At 62.3% G+C, this 16,567-nt stretch carries 13 protein-coding genes and 1 pseudogene; 10 read left to right on the forward strand and 4 right to left on the reverse strand.

What is annotated here, in order from left to right; all coding sequences use genetic code 11:
• Positions 1–36: 36 nt before the first annotated feature.
• The gene (locus tag QOS90_RS01535) at positions 37–2,895 is read right to left on the reverse strand and encodes a class I adenylate cyclase (RefSeq protein WP_027592213.1); all 2,859 of its coding nucleotides are present in this window, start codon (positions 2,893–2,895) and stop codon (positions 37–39) included.
• A 199-nt stretch (positions 2,896–3,094) separates the two neighbouring features.
• On the opposite strand from QOS90_RS01535, the gene QOS90_RS01540 reads away from it, so the two are divergent.
• The gene (locus tag QOS90_RS01540; protein WP_027592214.1) at positions 3,095–3,550 is read left to right on the forward strand and encodes a YaiI/YqxD family protein; all 456 of its coding nucleotides are present in this window, start codon (positions 3,095–3,097) and stop codon (positions 3,548–3,550) included.
• 127 nt (positions 3,551–3,677) lie between these two features.
• Here the strand turns inward: QOS90_RS01540 and elbB are convergent, their stop codons facing one another.
• Positions 3,678–4,346 carry an isoprenoid biosynthesis glyoxalase ElbB gene (gene elbB, locus QOS90_RS01545; RefSeq protein ID WP_027592215.1) on the reverse strand — a complete coding sequence of 223 codons (669 nt, stop codon included), beginning with the start codon at positions 4,344–4,346 and terminating at the stop codon, positions 3,678–3,680.
• 112 nt (positions 4,347–4,458) lie between these two features.
• On the opposite strand from elbB, the pseudogene QOS90_RS01550 reads away from it, so the two are divergent.
• Positions 4,459–5,085: pseudogene (locus QOS90_RS01550) on the forward strand (sterol desaturase family protein); the annotation flags it as partial.
• Between the two features lie 501 nt (positions 5,086–5,586).
• On the opposite strand, the gene QOS90_RS01555 reads toward QOS90_RS01550, so the two are convergent.
• Positions 5,587–6,231: a DedA family protein gene (locus tag QOS90_RS01555; protein ID WP_177323866.1), complete on the reverse strand. Its 645-nt coding sequence runs from the start codon at positions 6,229–6,231 to the stop codon at positions 5,587–5,589.
• Positions 6,232–6,447: 216 nt separating this feature from the next.
• Between QOS90_RS01555 and ppk1 the strand changes: the two genes are divergently transcribed.
• Positions 6,448–8,685: a polyphosphate kinase 1 gene (ppk1, locus tag QOS90_RS01560; protein ID WP_027592218.1), complete on the forward strand. Its 2,238-nt coding sequence runs from the start codon at positions 6,448–6,450 to the stop codon at positions 8,683–8,685.
• Here ppk1 and ppx read toward each other — a convergent pair.
• Positions 8,672–10,174, reverse strand: coding sequence for an exopolyphosphatase (ppx, locus tag QOS90_RS01565; protein ID WP_027592219.1), 1,503 nt, complete (start codon positions 10,172–10,174; stop codon positions 8,672–8,674). The two genes, ppk1 and ppx, sit on opposite strands and share 14 nt — an antisense overlap.
• Positions 10,175–10,418: 244 nt before the next feature.
• On the opposite strand from ppx, the gene trxA reads away from it, so the two are divergent.
• The 7 genes from trxA (at position 10,419) to QOS90_RS01600 (ending at position 16,511) form a co-directional block, all read left to right on the forward strand.
• Positions 10,419–10,748 (forward strand): thioredoxin TrxA, encoded by a 330-nt coding sequence (trxA, locus tag QOS90_RS01570; protein ID WP_009684153.1) that lies wholly within the window; start codon positions 10,419–10,421, stop codon positions 10,746–10,748.
• A 228-nt stretch (positions 10,749–10,976) separates the two neighbouring features.
• Positions 10,977–12,236, forward strand: coding sequence for a transcription termination factor Rho (gene rho / locus QOS90_RS01575; protein ID WP_003253661.1), 1,260 nt, complete (start codon positions 10,977–10,979; stop codon positions 12,234–12,236).
• A gap of 213 nt (positions 12,237–12,449) precedes the next feature.
• Positions 12,450–12,770, forward strand: coding sequence for a type II toxin-antitoxin system RelE/ParE family toxin (locus tag QOS90_RS01580; RefSeq protein WP_027592220.1), 321 nt, complete (start codon positions 12,450–12,452; stop codon positions 12,768–12,770).
• Positions 12,767–13,099, forward strand: a complete 333-nt coding sequence (locus QOS90_RS01585) for an addiction module antidote protein (protein WP_027592221.1) — start codon at positions 12,767–12,769, stop codon at positions 13,097–13,099. The genes QOS90_RS01580 and QOS90_RS01585 overlap by 4 nt, the downstream gene beginning before the upstream one ends.
• Before the next feature lie 81 nt (positions 13,100–13,180).
• A complete protein-coding gene (ubiD, locus tag QOS90_RS01590; RefSeq protein WP_027592222.1) occupies positions 13,181–14,647 on the forward strand; it encodes a 4-hydroxy-3-polyprenylbenzoate decarboxylase in 1,467 nt (488 codons plus the stop codon).
• Positions 14,647–15,615, forward strand: coding sequence for a CDP-6-deoxy-delta-3,4-glucoseen reductase (locus QOS90_RS01595; RefSeq protein WP_027592223.1), 969 nt, complete (start codon positions 14,647–14,649; stop codon positions 15,613–15,615). Before ubiD ends, QOS90_RS01595 begins: the two co-directional genes overlap by 1 nt.
• A gap of 245 nt (positions 15,616–15,860) precedes the next feature.
• On the forward strand, positions 15,861–16,511 hold the full coding sequence (locus QOS90_RS01600) for a gamma-glutamylcyclotransferase (RefSeq protein WP_027592224.1): 651 nt from the start codon (positions 15,861–15,863) through the stop codon (positions 16,509–16,511).
• Positions 16,512–16,567 lie beyond the last annotated feature (56 nt).

The raw sequence follows: 16,567 nt of genomic DNA on the forward strand, positions 1-16,567 counted from the left end.
CAGCGGGCAAGCCCGCTCCCATACGGCCCCGCTGGTTCACCCCCCGACCGCTGCTTGCAGCTGCTCTAGCCCCTCATTCAGCGCCTGTTCCAGCTCCCGCTTGTAACGCAGGTACAAAACGGTTGCGCCCAGCTCATCACCCAGCAGCTCGGACAAATCCAGGTCGGTAATGTAGCAGCGGTAATGACCGGCGCTACGGCGTTGCCCGATGATCTGCCGGGCGACCACGGCGTACAGCTGGTCGCCATGGTCCAGCTCGGAGAACTCCTGCTGGTCACAGTACAACGTCACCGTCACGGCGCCCGCAGCACCGCCCTGGATAATCGCCTGAACCTCATAGTACGGCTGGCCGCTGCCCTCGACAGGCACCAGCCGTGGCTCGATGCTGCGCGCCTTGCCAGGGCCTGACGGCAGTAACTGCCCATATTGGATATCCAGCGAAGCGGGGCGCAGGGCGTCCAGCGGCAGTTGGGTATCGCGGCGCATCAGCACCGAACGCAGGAAGCGTTGCAGCGGCAGCAGCAGATGGGCTTCATCCTGCAATGGCAGGCGCTGTTGCCACAGCGCGTTGTACTCATCCAGCACATACAGATCGGCCCAGGCGCCTTGCAGGCGATAGAACACTTGGATGCACGCGGGCCGCCCCTGCTCCAGCACCAGTGCCAGGTCGTGGTCCTGCAGGGCATTGGCGTCCAGGTGCAGCGGGCTGTAGCGGCTGCGTTCTTCGCTCAGGTAGTCCAGCAGCGCCTGGTGGTCAGCCAGGGTCGCCAGGCTTACCTGGCCGGGCAGCAGCTCCAGCACATGGGTGTGCTGGGCTACCTGCAGCAGGTAGCGGTAGTTTGCCCCCTGGTCGAGCAACTGTTGCACCGTGGCGAACACCTCCTCGACCCGCTGCTCGATGGCCTGGGCGCGGTTGTGGCAGAAGCAGCGTACCCGTAGCCGGGGGCGGTGGCCGCGCTGGCCGAGGCTGTTGAGGTAATCGCGCAGGCAGCGCAGCAACGCGTGCTCGCCGTCGTAGCGCTGTACCAGCACTTCGTTCCAGCTGTTGAGGGTGACCTGGTCCAGCGTCAGCACCAGGTTTTCGCGCACGCCGGCGTAGCTCAGCGAGTCGGTGCGCTCGGTGGTCATCAGGATGTTCAGGTCGCGGTGCTGGCGCAGCGGGTCGATGCCGACGTTGATCAGCAACAGGATCTCGTCGGCCACACTGGGCTGCAGCAGGCGGACTTCGCTGACGGTCGGCAGCGGCAGGTCGAGGGTCTGCTGCAAGCTGCCCAGCAGGTTGAACAGCTCGAGCTCGCGCAGGTCACTGGCGCCAGGATGCACGGCGAAGCGTGTACTGCTGTCGATGACGCCATTGCGATGGGCCCAGGTCAGCAGTTCGAGCAGCTCGCGGCAACGTTTGATCGGGCTGAAATGCGTCACCTCGTGCGTGCTCAGGTTGCCGGTGTAAAGCTCCCAGTGGTGGCTGCCCGGCTCTTTGCGGTTGGGGGCCTGGACCAGGGTGAGGGTGCCCTCTGCCAGGTCCGGGGCGATCCCAGGGTTGATCACCTCGGTCTTGCCGGCACGGCGCTCGAAGGCGGCGTACAGGCGCCGGCCCAGCACATTGAGGTCACGCTGGTCGGCGCGGCTGCTGGCGTTGCGGGTCTGGGCGAACTGGCTGAGGAAGCGGTAGCTGTGGTTCAGCTCAGCCACCAGCTCGCGGCGTTCGACCGCGACCTGGCCAACCTTCCATTGGCTGCGGCTGTCGAGCAGGGCCAGCTGGCGCTCGTCCCAACCCCATTCGTCCGTCAGGCGCTGCAGCAATTGGCGCTGCCAACCGTTGGCGCGCACCTGGCCGCTGAGTTTCTTGTTGACCTTCAGGTACAGGCTGCGCCTGACCAGCTCAAGGCGCGCCGTTTCGCCGCGTTGCCGCAGATAGTGCTCGATGCGCCGATAGACCATCACGTAAGGGTCCAGCTCGTCGAGGTCGAGCTGGTTGGCGAACACCGCATGCTTGTAGTCCAGGCTCAGGCAGCGAACGGCAGGGTGCTCGCTGGCGTAGGCTTCGGTCAGCAGCAGTTTGAGCAGCGATTTGTAGGGCGAGTCGATGCCTTTGAACAGTTGCCACAGCCCTGCACCCACGAACTCGCCGGGGGGGATATGCGCCAGGTTGCCGAGGTCGAGCACGTCCTGGCTGCGGATGAAGCGCTTGCTGAGCAAGGTCTGGGTATAGGCACTGTAGTTGTGCTCTTCGTAGACCGGCACCAGCCACCACAGCGGCGTACGCCCAGCCAGCCAGATGGCGGTGCGGTAGAACTCGTCGAGCAGCAGGTAATGCTGGGTGGTGCCGCAGTCGTCGGAGCCAAGCTGGCCGTCCCGCTCGCCTTGCGCAAAGCCTTGCGGGTCGATGAGGAAGAAGTGTGCCTCGGCGCCCAGGCTGGCGGCCCAGGTTTCCAGCAGTTGGCATTTGCGGCGCAGCTCGTTCAGCAGGTCATCACCCAGGCCTGGCGCATGGCAGACCCACAAGTCCATGTCGCTTTGTTCGGCCTGGGCCAGCGAGCCCAGGCTGCCCATCAGGAACACGCCATGGATTGGGCGCGCTGCCTGCCCCTGGCGGGCCTTGTAGGCGAACGAGCGTGCCAGCCGTTGCGCTTCGGCGACCAGGTCGTCGGCAGGCTCGAAACCGGCCACCCCGGCGGGCGTGCTGCTCGAGACATAGCCGGGCAGCAGTGGGTGGTTGACGTGGAACAGCAGCGGCAACAGCGTCAGTACCTGTTGCTGGCGGGTCGACAGCCCCTCCATCGCACGTTGCAGGCGACCTTGGTTGAGCGTCAGAAAGCGCGCACGCAAGGTCGCCAGAACTTTGCGGTCGATGCCTTCGTCCAGGTCTGGGCGGATTTCTTGGGGGTGGTTCATTGCGCGCTCGTGGCAGGCCAGTAGGGCTGCCGCGAGTTTAGCCTGAGTGAACCAGTCGGATAAGCGCTAAATCGACTTGTTGGCGTCATTTTTCCAGCGTCCTTGCGTGTGGGTGAAGCCCGCCGACTCCAGCTTTCAGCCCGCTTCGGGCATGATGGGCTGCATGAGCGTAGTCTCGCTGATTTAGAGGTGTTTACGGATGCGTGTATGGATCGATGCCGACGCTTGCCCCAAGGCGGCAAAGGATTTGATCGTCAAGTTCGCCCTCAAGCGCAAACTCGAGGTGGTGATGGTGGCAGGCCAGGCGCAAAGCAAGCCGGCCTTTGCCTGTGTGCGGCTGATCGTGGTACCCAGCGGTATGGATGCGGCCGACGACTATTTGGTCGACAACGCCGAGCCTGGTGAACTGGTGATCTGCAGCGACGTGCCGTTGGCCGATCGGCTGGTCAAGAAAGGCGTGGCGGCGCTGGACCCGCGCGGGCGCGAGTTTGACGAGCGCAACATGGGCGACCGGCTGGCGACGCGCAACCTGTTCACCGATTTGCGCGAGCAAGGGCAGGTTGGGGGAGGGCAGGCGCCGTATGGCGAGCGCGAGAAACAGGCATTCGCCAATGCGCTGGACCGGATTATCGCGCGCTTGTCCAAGCCCACCTGACGTCCACGGCTTTTGTAGGAGCAGCCTTGTGCTGCGAAAGGGCCGGCATGGCCACTGAATGCCTTGAGGCTTCAACGGCCTCTTCGCAGCGCAAGGCTGCTCCTACCAAGGCAGCGTAGGCTGGGGGTTATTGGTCGCCCTCGTGGGTCAGCTCCAGCACCCGGTCTACCAGCTTGTAGATCCCACCGGCTGCTTCGCTGATCGACTTCGCAACCATGTAGGCCGGGGTCGTCACCAGCTTGCGCTGGGTGTCTTCAACGATGTCGTGCACATCGCACTCTTCATGCTTGCCACCCATCTTCTCTACCGCAGCAGCCGTGCCGGCATCGTTGCCGATGGTGCAGACCACGCCTGGGCCGTAAATCTTCGCCGCCAGTGCTGGCGAGATGCAGATCAGCCCAACCGGCTTGCAGGCATCGGCAAAGGCTTCGGCCAGGGCCAGCACGTCTGGGTTGACGCTGCAGTTGGTGCCTTCGACGGCAAAGTTGGAGAGGTTTTTCGCCGCCCCGAAACCACCGGGCACAATCAGTGCATCGAAGTCTTCGGCATTGGCTTCGCGGATGTCCTTGACCTCGCCACGGGCAATACGCGCCGACTCCACCAGCACGTTGCGCGACTCGGGCATTTCTTCGCCGGTCAGGTGATTGATCACATGCATCTGCGCGATGTTCGGCGCAAAGCACTGCACCTGCGCCCCGCGCTGGTCGAGGCGCAGCAGGGTGATCACGCTTTCGTGGATTTCGGCGCCGTCATAGACGCCACAGCCGGAAAGTATCACCGCTACTTTTTTCGTCATGCTCATTACTCCAGTGTCGAGGCGCTAAATGTCCTCTAGTTTGGCAGATGTAGCCATAGGGATTCCCGCGGTCGCGGCCTAATCTTTGTGGATAACGCCTGAGGTCGTCACCATGGACCTGATACTGCTGGCCGTGCCGTTCTTCTTCGTATTGATCGCCGTCGAGCTGGTGGCTGACCGCGTGCGTGGCCAGCGTAATTACACCCTGGCCGACGCGATCAACAGCCTGAGTACAGGCGCCTTGTCGACCAGCACTGGCCTGTTGACCAAAGGTGTCGGGCTGCTGACCTATGCCTTGGCCTGGGAGCATCTGGCGCTGCTGCGCTTGCCCCAGCAAGCGTGGTGGGTGTGGGTGCTGGCGTTCGTCCTGTACGACCTCTGCTACTACTGGCTGCACCGCCTGGGGCACGAACGCAACGTGCTGTGGGCGGCCCATTCGGTGCACCACCAGAGCGAGGAGTACAACCTCACCACGGCGCTGCGCCAGACCAGCAGCGGCTTCATTTTTTCGTGGATCTTCTACCTGCCATTGGCGCTGATCGGCGTGCCGCCCCTGGTGTTCATCACCGTGGCGTCGCTGAACCTGCTGTACCAGTTCTGGGTGCATACCCGGCACATTGCCAAACTCTGTTGGCTTGAGTGGATATTCATCACGCCATCCAACCATCGCGTCCACCATGCGCAAAATCCTGTTTACTTGGATCGCAATTACGGCGGCGTGTTCATTCTCTGGGACCGCCTGTTCGGAACGTTCAAGGAAGAGGACCCGGCCGAGCCCGTGGTGTTCGGCGTGACCACGCCACTGGCCAGCTGGAACCCGCTGTGGGCCAACCTGCAGTTCTACGCCCAGCTGTGGCGTGATGCCCGGCGCACGCGCAGCGTGTGGGACAAGTGGCGGATCTGGTTCATGCCCACGGGCTGGCGCCCGGCCGATGTCGCGGCGCGTTACCCGCAGGCCAAGCCGGACCTGGCGTTGTTTTGCAAGTTCGAGGTTGCCCTGGGGCGGGCGCAGCAGGCCTATGTAGCGGCGCAGTTCGTCGTCTATGTGGCCTTGGGCAGCTATTTGATGGAGGCCGCGGAGCGCGTGCCTGCCGCCGCCCTGATACTGGGCTGGTCGGTGATGGCCTTGGGCCTGTTCGTGCTCGGCGCGCTGCTGGAGAACCGGCCCTGGGCCGTGCGCCTGGAGCGGGCGCGGTTGCTGTCGAATGCGCCAGCGCTGTACCTGGCTGGCGCTCTGGGCTTAGCGGTGATCACGCCGCTTGGGTGGGTCTTGCTCCTGGCTTACAGCCTGCTCAGCGTCTGGGGCCTGAGCCAGTGCCGCCGCCTTGCGCTCCGCGCGCAGGGTGCGGAAGCGCCGGCGCAGCCAGAGCAGGACACCGAGCAACAACAGGCCGCCGAGCACCCATAGCTCGTACTTCTTCACATTGCCCAGCAAGCCTTCGAGGATGGCGCCGAAGTGGTAGGCCGCTGCGCCCAGGGCCAGCGCCCAGATGGCGGCACCGAGGCCGTTGAGCAGCAGGTAGCGGCGCGGCGGATAGCCCGACAGGCCAATGGCCACCGGCATGACCGTGCGCAGCCCATAGACGAAGCGGAAGCTCAGCACCCAGATGTCGGGGTGGCGGCGGATGTGGTCCAGCGCCCGATCACCCATGGCCTGCCAGCGCGGTTTGCGTGCCAGGATCTTACGCCCATGGCGACGGCCCATGAAGTACCACAGCTGATCGCCGGCATAGCTGCCGAAGAAGGCCACCAAGCACACCAGCTTGATGTCCATGTAACCGCGGAACGCGAGGAAACCCGCAAGCACCAGGATGGTCTCGCCTTCAAAGAAGGTGCCTAGAAAAAGGGCGAAGTAGCCGAAATCCTGCAGGAATTGTTGAAGCATTTTCTGAGGTGCTGGCGAAATGAACGCGCAGCCTACCCCTTCGCGCGCGTGGATGAAAGTGTCCAAATGTGTCTCGACGTGAACAATTCCTACAAGGACAATGCCTTCGGCCACAAGTCGCAGGCTTGCCAGTGGGTGTAACACAGGCGTCATAATGGCCGCTTATCGTCCCGCTCAATTGATGATAGGGCGTTAACGTCCTCCAGGAACGTCCAGATGAATAATGAAGTGCTCACCCCTGTCGCGATCAAGGACGCCCAGGCAGTCCCCGAAGAGATGGTGCAAACCCCGCCAGACCTGCCGCCGGCGCCAGAGCCCGAGCCTGTGGTCGAGGCCGCGGCACCGGCCCCCGCGCCGGCACCGGCGATCACCGTCCCGGGCCTCGACGACAGCAGCCTGTACATTCATCGCGAGCTGTCGCAGTTGCAGTTCAACATTCGGGTGCTGGAGCAGGCACTGGACGAGAGCTACCCGCTGCTCGAGCGTCTGAAATTCCTGCTGATCTTCTCCAGCAACCTCGACGAATTCTTCGAGATCCGCGTCGCCGGCCTGAAGAAGCAGATCAATTTCGCCCGCGAACAGGCCGGGGCCGACGGCTTGCAGCCGCACCAGGCGCTGGCGCGCATCAGCGAGCTGGTGCACACCGAGGTGGATCGCCAGTACGCGATCCTCAACGACGTGCTGCTGCCAGAGCTTGAAAAACACCACATCCGCTTCATCCGTCGCCGTCACTGGACGCCCAAGCTCAAGACCTGGGTGCGGCGCTTCTTCCGTGACGAGATCGCGCCGATCATCACCCCGATCGGCCTCGACCCGACGCACCCGTTCCCCTTGCTGGTGAACAAGAGCCTCAACTTCATCGTCGAGCTCGAAGGCGTCGATGCTTTCGGCCGCGACTCGGGCCTGGCGATCATCCCGGCGCCGCGCCTGTTGCCGCGGGTCATCCGCGTGCCTGAAGAAGTCGGTGGCCCGGGCGCTAACTATGTATTCCTGTCGTCGATGATCCACGCGCACGCCGACGACCTGTTCCAGGGCATGAAGGTCAAGGGCTGCTACCAGTTCCGCCTGACCCGAAACGCCGACCTGGCGCTGGACTCCGAAGAAGTCGACGACTTGGCCCGCGCCCTGCGCGGCGAGCTGTTCTCGCGCCGTTACGGTGATGCCGTGCGGCTTGAGGTGGCTGATACCTGCCCGAAACACCTGTCGGACTACCTGCTCAAGCAGTTCAGCCTGAGTGAGAGCGAGCTGTACCAGGTCAATGGCCCGGTCAACTTGACCCGCCTGTTCAGCATCACCGGCCTCGACAGCCACCCGCAGCTGCAATACATGCCGTTCACCCCGGCGATCCCCAAGCTGCTGCAGAACGCTGACAACATCTTCAGCGTGATCAGTAAGCAGGACGTGCTGCTGATGCACCCGTTCGAGTCGTTCACGCCGGTGGTCGACCTGCTGCGCCAGGCCGCCAAGGACCCGCATGTGCTGGCCGTGCGCCAGACCCTGTATCGCTCCGGTGCCAACTCGGAGATCGTCGACGCGTTGGTGGACGCTGCCCGTAACGGCAAGGAAGTCACTGCGGTGATCGAATTGCGCGCGCGTTTCGACGAAGAGTCCAACCTGCAGATGGCCAGCCGCCTGCAAGCGGCGGGTGCGGTGGTGATTTACGGGGTGGTCGGGTTCAAGACCCACGCCAAGATGATGCTGATCCTACGGCGTGAGCAGGGCGAAATCGTCCGCTATGCGCACCTGGGTACCGGCAACTACCACGCCGGCAACGCCCGCCTGTACACCGACTACAGCCTGCTGACTTCTGACGACGCCCTCACCGAAGACGTCGGCAAGCTGTTCAGCCAGCTGATCGGCATGGGTAAGACCCTGCGCATGAAAAAGCTGCTGCACGCACCCTTCACGCTGAAGAAGGGCATGCTCGACATGATTGCCCGCGAGACCCAGTTCGCACTGGACGGCAAGCCTGCGCACATCATCGCCAAGTTCAACTCGCTGACCGATGCCAAGGTCATCAAGGCGCTGTACAAGGCTAGCCAGTCCGGGGTGCGCATCGACCTGGTGGTGCGCGGTATGTGCTGCCTGCGGCCAGGTATTCCGGGGGTTTCGCACAACATTCACGTGCGCTCGATCATCGGCCGCTTCCTGGAGCACACCCGGGTGTTCTACTTCCTCAATGGCGGCGAGGAGCAGATCTACCTGTCCAGTGCCGACTGGATGGAGCGCAACCTCGACAAGCGCGTCGAGACCTGCTTCCCGGTCGAAGGCAAGAAGCTGTTGCTGCGGGTGAAGAAAGAGCTGGAAAGCTACCTGACCGACAACACCCATGCCTGGACGCTGCAGTCGGATGGGCGCTACGTGCGCAGCACCCCGACCGGCAACCAGAACCCGCGCAGTGCCCAGGCGACCCTGCTGGAGCGCCTGAGCAACCCGGTCCTCAACGTACGCTGAGGACGAAGCCGACCCGGGCCAGCCACTCCGCCTCGTTGGCGAAGTCGGCCTGGGTCAGCTGGTTCTGCTCCAGCCAGCCTTCAGGGAAGACCACATCGAGGCTGTTGTCGCCTGCTTGCAGCTGTACCTTCGGCATTTGCTGCGTGCCACGAATGTGGTGGAACAGGATGGCGAAGCGCAGCAGTACGCACAGGCGAATCAGCTGCACGCCTTCATCGCCGAACTCGGCGAACTTGTCCTTGGGGATGTTGCGGCGATGGCCGCGTACCAGCAGGGCCATCATCTGCTGATCCTCACGGGAGAAGCCCGACAGGTCGGAGTGCTCGATCAGGTAGGCGCCGTGCTTGTGGTAGTGATAGTGGGCGATGTCCAGCCCAACTTCGTGCACTTTCGCGGCCCATCCCAGAAGATCGCGCCAATTGCCCTCTTCCAGATTCCAAGCTTTTGCTACCTGGTCGAACGCGTGCAGTGCCTTGCGCTCGACGCGCGCGGCCTGGCCTTGGTCGACGTGGTAACGCTCCATCAAGGAGTTGAGGGTGCGCTCGCGCACGTCTTCGTGGTGATGGCGGCCGAGCAGGTCGAACAGCACGCCTTCGCGCAGGGCGCCGTCGCAGTGGTCCATGCGTTGCAGTTCGAGGGCGTCGAAGATGGCCTCGAGAATCGCAAGGCCTGCCGGGAAGATAGTGCGGCGGTCTGGCTTGACCCCTTCGAAGTCGATCTTGTCGACCTCGCCCAGCTTGAACAGTTTGCGTTTGACCCACGCCAGCCCTTCGGCGTTGACCTCGCCATTGCCCAGGCCGCTGGCCTTGATGGCTGCGCCGATGGCGCGGATGGTGCCGGACGACCCGATGGCTTCGTCCCAGGTCAGGCGGTGCAGGGCGTTTTCGATGCTCATCAGCTCCAGGCGCGCGGCGGTGTAGGCCTGGGCATAACGCGCCGGGGTGATCTTGCCGTCGCGGAAGTAGCGCTGGGTGAAGCTGACGCAGCCCATTTGCAGGCTCTCGCGCAGCAGTGGCTCGAACCGCTGGCCGATGATGAACTCGGTACTGCCGCCGCCGATGTCGGCGACCAGGCGCTTACCTGGGTTGTCGGCCAGGGTGTGGGAGACGCCGAGGTAGATCAGGCGGGCTTCCTCACGGCCGGAAATCACTTCCACCGGGTGCCCGAGAATGGCCTCGGCGCGCTGGATGAATTCGTTGCGGTTGCGCGCCTCGCGCAGGGCGTTGGTGCCAACGATGCGCACCGCACCCGCGGGCAGCCCGTTGATCAGTTGGGCGAAGCGCTTGAGGCATTCGAGGCCCCGTTCCATGGCTTCTTCGCTGAGCTTGCGCTCTTCGTCGATGCCGGCGGCCAGCTGAACCTTTTCCCCCAGCCGTTCGAGAATGCGGATCTCGGTGTGGTGGGCCTTGGCCACGACCATGTGAAAACTGTTGGAGCCAAGGTCGATGGCGGCGATCAGAGACAGGTTCTTCGCGTTGGTATGCGGCATGATCTGGATGTTCTCGGTCGTTAACCTGGCAATCGTGACACGATACGGGGCTGTCGCCAACGCGTGGCACGCCAAGGCTTGATGCAGGGCAATGTGCCATTCGATGTTATGACACGCATATGACAGTTTCGATTCGCGGCGTCTTGCACAACTATAGTTACACTCAATCGTCTGTGACTTCCTGTAGTCAGCCTCTGCGGCTATGATGGGCCACGTTTTTATGCTTACGACCCCGGAGATATCCATGAGCAGCGATCTGATCAAACACGTCACCGACGCCACCTTCGAGGCCGAAGTCCTGCAAGCCCAAGGCCCGGTGCTGGTCGACTACTGGGCTGAATGGTGCGGTCCATGCAAGATGATCGCTCCGGTTCTGGACGACATCGCTTCCACCTACGAAGGCAAACTGACTGTCGCCAAGCTGAACATCGACGACAACCAGGAAACCCCGGCCAAGCATGGCGTGCGTGGCATCCCAACGCTGATGCTGTTCAAGAACGGCAACGTCGAGGCTACCAAGGTCGGCGCACTGTCCAAATCGCAGCTGGCCGCGTTCCTCGACGCCCACCTGTGATGTGAAAAAGCCCCGGAAATACCGGGGCTTTTCTTTTCCAACCCACTAGACGTCGAAAAAAGCAAGTGTTACATTCGGCCTCGCACTGCTTCTCCAGTGCCCCCTGCACGCCGTCGCCGACGCACTCCTAATTAGAATCTGTGCGCGATCCTATCGCCTTCTAGCGGCGCGGCTTCATTAAGCCAGAAGCTTAATCCTCCCTTCATACATGATTACGTCACTCCCCTTATGAACCTGACTGAACTCAAGCAAAAGCCGATTACCGATCTGCTGGAAATGGCCGAACAGATGGGCATCGAAAACATGGCCCGTTCGCGCAAACAGGACGTGATTTTCGCCCTGCTGAAGAAGCACGCGAAAAGCGGCGAAGAGATCTCGGGTGACGGCGTGCTGGAGATTCTCCAGGATGGTTTCGGTTTCCTGCGTTCGGCTGATGCGTCCTACCTGGCCGGCCCCGACGACATCTACGTCTCGCCTAGCCAGATCCGCCGTTTCAACCTGCGTACCGGCGATACCATAGTCGGCAAGATCCGCCCGCCGAAGGAAGGGGAGCGTTACTTCGCCCTGCTGAAGGTCGACACGATCAACTTCGATCGCCCTGAAAACGCGAAGAACAAGATCCTGTTCGAAAACCTGACGCCGCTGTTCCCCAACAAGCGCCTGAAGATGGAAGCCGGTAACGGTTCCACCGAAGACTTGACCGGCCGCGTCATCGACCTGTGCGCCCCGATCGGCAAAGGCCAGCGTGGCCTGATCGTCGCCCCGCCGAAAGCGGGTAAAACGATCATGCTGCAGAACATCGCGGCGAACATCACCCGTAACAACCCCGAGTGCCACCTGATCGTCCTGCTGATCGACGAGCGCCCGGAAGAAGTGACCGAAATGCAGCGCACCGTGCGCGGCGAAGTGGTCGCTTCGACCTTCGACGAGCCGCCAACCCGCCACGTGCAGGTTGCCGAGATGGTCATCGAGAAGGCCAAGCGCCTGGTCGAGCACAAGAAAGACGTGGTCATCCTGCTCGACTCCATCACCCGTCTGGCACGTGCCTACAACACCGTGATCCCGAGCTCCGGCAAGGTCCTCACCGGTGGTGTCGACGCCCACGCCCTGGAGAAGCCGAAGCGTTTCTTCGGTGCCGCGCGTAACATCGAAGAAGGCGGTTCGCTGACCATCATCGCCACCGCGCTGGTCGAAACCGGCTCGAAGATGGACGAAGTGATCTACGAAGAGTTCAAGGGTACCGGCAACATGGAGCTGCCCCTGGACCGTCGTATCGCCGAGAAGCGTGTGTTCCCGGCCATCAACATCAACCGCTCCGGCACCCGCCGCGAAGAGCTGCTGACCGCCGACGACGAACTGCAGCGCATGTGGATCCTGCGCAAGCTGCTGCACCCGATGGACGAAATCGCCGCCATCGAGTTCCTGGTCGACAAGCTCAAGCAGACCAAGACCAACGACGAGTTCTTCTTGTCGATGAAGCGTAAGTAAGCTTCGCTGCATCACGCAAAAAGCCGGGGAAACCCGGCTTTTTGCTGTTTGTCACAAAAGATCGTTCGCCAGCCCCCAGAACGCAGGCCACCATGCTGCCTGCGGTTTTCGGTCATGCCCCTGCAGGCATCAACCTCACGCCGTCATCGAGCCTAGCCCCAGGGTCGGTGAATAAGTCGACACATGGATTGTCTCTTATAAGGTACAATATGGATGTACACAGTTCATCACGTTCTATCCGTCAACGGTGTGGATCTCTACCAAGCCTGGTTGGATACCATTCGCGACACCCGGTTGAAAGCAAGAATTACCACACGCATCGACCGAGCAGAACAGGGCCATTTCGGTGTGACCGAGCCAGTGGGTGATGGCGTGTTCGAGATGAAACTGGATTTTGGGCCAGGCTACCGCATCTATTACGCCACCCGTGGGCGGAGCATTATTTTCCTGCTCGGAGGCGGCTCGAAAGACCGGCAGCAGGCTGATATCGACCAAGCCAAGTTGCTTTGGCACAGGCACAAGGTAACGCTATGACCGGCACACGTTCGCATGAAGAAAGTGTTCTTGAGATGCTTCGCAATGACGAAGCCTTCGCCATCGACTATCTCGCCGTGGCACTCGAGGAAATCGATGAGCCTGGTGGTGCTGCGGGCTTTCTGACGGCGGTCCGCCGCGTGGCTGAAGCGCGCGGCGGCTTGGGCAATCTTGCGCAGGCCACGGGGCTTGCCCGTCCCAATCTCTATCGCGCGCTGGCAGCGGACGGTGATCCTCGGCTATCGACCGTGCTTAAGGTGCTGCAAGCACTGGGAATCGGGCTGTCAAAAGTGGTAACGCATAATAGCGAACAGCACCACAGCGGCTGATCCCAGACTCCTTTGGCCAATTTGCCCCCTTAGGCGCTACACTCTGCACCCCGACCGATACGGCCAACACGAGGCTCCTGCATGCAGTATCGCGACTTGCGCGACTTCATCCGTGGCCTGGAACAGCGCGGTGAACTCAAGCGCATCCAGGTTCCGATCTCTCCCGTCCTGGAAATGACCGAGGTCTGCGACCGCACCCTGCGTGCCAAAGGCCCGGCGTTGCTGTTCGAGAAGCCTACCGGGTACGACATCCCGGTACTGGGCAACCTGTTCGGCACGCCCGAGCGGGTGGCCATGGGCATGGGCGCTGAGTCGGTCGAAGAACTGCGCGAAATCGGCAAGCTGCTGGCCTTCCTCAAAGAACCAGAGCCGCCGAAAGGCCTGAAGGATGCCTGGTCGAAGCTGCCGATCTTCAAGAAGGTCGTGTCGATGGCGCCGAAGGTGGTCAAGGACGCGGTGTGCCAGGAAGTCGTGGTCGAAGGTGACGATGTCGACCTTGGCCAGTTGCCGATCCAGCACTGCTGGCCAGGCGATGTGGCCCCGCTGATCACCTGGGGCCTGACCGTTACCCGCGGCCCGAACAAGGACCGCCAGAACCTGGGCATCTACCGCCAGCAGGTCATCGGCCGCAACAAGGTCATCATGCGCTGGCTGAGCCACCGTGGCGGCGCGCTGGATTACCGCGAGTGGTGCGAGAAGCACCCCGGCCAGCCGTTCCCAGTGGCCGTGGCGCTGGGCGCAGACCCTGCAACCATCCTGGGCGCCGTGACGCCGGTGCCGGATACCCTGTCCGAATACGCCTTCGCGGGCCTGCTGCGTGGCAACCGCACCGAGCTGGTCAAGTGCCGTGGCAGCAACCTGCAGGTGCCGGCCACCGCCGAGATCATTCTCGAAGGCGTGATTCACCCGGGCGAAATGGCGCCGGAAGGCCCCTACGGTGACCACACCGGCTATTACAACGAAGTGGACAGCTTCCCGGTGTTCACGGTCGAGCGCATCACTCACCGGCTAAAACCGATCTACCACAGCACCTACACGGGCCGTCCGCCGGATGAGCCGGCGATTCTCGGCGTGGCGCTGAACGAAGTGTTCGTGCCGATCCTGCAAAAGCAGTTCCCGGAGATCGTCGACTTCTACCTGCCACCGGAAGGTTGCTCGTACCGCATGGCGGTGGTGACCATGAAAAAACAATACCCAGGCCACGCCAAGCGCGTGATGCTGGGTGTGTGGTCGTTCCTGCGACAGTTCATGTACACCAAGTTTGTTATCGTCACCGACGATGACATCAACGCCCGCGACTGGAACGATGTGATCTGGGCCATCACCACGCGCATGGACCCCAAGCGTGATACGGTGATGATCGACAACACCCCGATCGACTACCTGGACTTCGCGTCGCCGGTGTCCGGGTTGGGGTCGAAGATGGGCCTGGACGCCACCCACAAGTGGCCGGGCGAGACTACACGCGAATGGGGACGGGTCATCGTCAAGGACGAGGCCGTCACCCGCCGTATCGATGAGCTGTGGGATCAGTTGGGAATAGATTGATGCAGGTAACGTTGCAGCCGTCCGGGGCAGTGCTGGCGCTTGAACCCGGGGAACGGATCCTGGATGGAGCGCGGCGGCTCGGCTATGACTGCCCGAACAGCTGCCGCAATGGCAATTGCCATGTTTGCGCCGCCTTGCTGGTGGAAGGGAGCGTCCGCCAGAACGGCGAAGTACGCGACCATGGCGAGCTGTTCACCTGTATTGCCGAACCGCTGGAGGATTGCGTGTTGCTCTGGGACGGTGTGCTCGCCCTGGGCGAGCTGCCAGTGCGCAAGCTGGCGTGTAGCGTGAGCGAATGCGTCGAGGTCGGTGGCGACGTTTGGCGCGTGCGCCTGCGTGCGCCTGCCGGCAAGCCGCCGCGTTATCACGCCGGTCAGTACCTGATGATCGAGCGCGAGGGCGGCAAGCAGGCGGCGTTCTCCCTGGCCTCTGCGCCCCATGGTGGGCGTGAGCTGGAACTGCACGTGCTGGCGCGTGAGCCCAGCGCGCTGCAGCTGATCGAGCAACTGCAGCGTGATCGCCTGGCGCGCATCGAAATGCCTTTCGGTGATGCGCACCTGGCCGAGTTGCCAGACGGGCCGCTGGTGCTGATCGCCGCCGGTACGGGAATGGGCCAGATGCACAGCCTGGTCGAGCATTGCCGCGCCCAGGGCTTCAAGCATCCGGTACACCTTTACTGGGGTGTGCGTCGGCCTGAGGACTTTTACCAGATCGAGCATTGGGACGAATGGTTGCGCCTGCCCAACCTGTTCCTGCACAAGGTCGTCAGTGACCTTTGTGGGTGGGAAGGCCGTTGCGGCATGCTGCACGAGGCCGTTTGCGAAGACATCCACGACCTCAACGGCGTGCACGTCTACGCCAGCGGCTCGCCAAACATGGTCTATGCCACCCTCGATGCCCTGGTCGAGGCCGGTATGGATGCACACCGCATGCGCGCCGATGTATTTGCCTACGCGCCGCGCGGCTAATAACTCAAGTTCAACCGAGTGGGTATAAGGCGGTAATTGTTACCGCCTTGGCTAATAACTTCCCTGCGCTCGAAACAATGCTCTCCAATCGTCGGAAGTTCGCGTGAAACTTTAGCTTTCAGGCTTGAGTGTTGGCGCGTTTCTATCCTAAGGTTAATGCAGACACCTTAGGTGCGGGGCGCAAACCCCGGCACACAGCGATTCTCGCTTCATCTGTAGTTCACAGGGAATAATGGCGGCAGCGTATGTCGGCAATTGAAAGTTTGTCCTGGACAAGTGCTTACCCTCCGGCGCTCGACTTCGGCCAGCAACTGACCCACGAGCAATTGATCAACTCCATGCAACTGACCATGTCACGCCATGAAGGCGGGCCTGTGTGGTTGTTCGCCTATGGTTCATTGATCTGGCGACCGGAGTGCAGTTCGGTAGAGCGGCAGCGCGCACGGGTGCACGGTTATCACCGTGGGCTGTACCTGTGGTCGCACGAGCACCGTGGCACACCGGAAACGCCCGGCCTGGTGTTCGGCCTGGACCGTGGTGGGTCATGCAGTGGTTTTGCCTATCGGCTGGATGAAAGCAACCTGGATGATTCGCTGATGGCCCTGTGGCAACGCGAGATGCCGTACCCGGCCTACCGCCCGCATTGGCTCAGCTGCCGGTTGGGTGATGGCAGCAAGGTGCAGGCCTTGGGTTTTGTGCTGGAGCGCCATTTGCCGTGCTATGCGGGGAATTTGCCCGACACACTGCTCAGCCAGATCCTTGCCAGTGCCAAGGGGCGATATGGCACCACGCGCGAGTATGTGGAGCAGACGTTGAATGCGTTGCGCAGCCACCAAATGCCGGATCGCAACCTGGAGGCGCGGTTCAGGCGCTGCCATAACCTGCGGGAAGTCTGATTTATTGACTGGCAGTACCGGCCTCTTCGCGGGGCAAGCCCGCTCCCACAGGCACC

The sequence above is a fragment of the Pseudomonas sp. LAIL14HWK12:I10 genome (assembly GCF_900184205.1).
In the GTDB taxonomy this organism is placed as follows: domain Bacteria; phylum Pseudomonadota; class Gammaproteobacteria; order Pseudomonadales; family Pseudomonadaceae; genus Aquipseudomonas; species Aquipseudomonas kermanshahensis.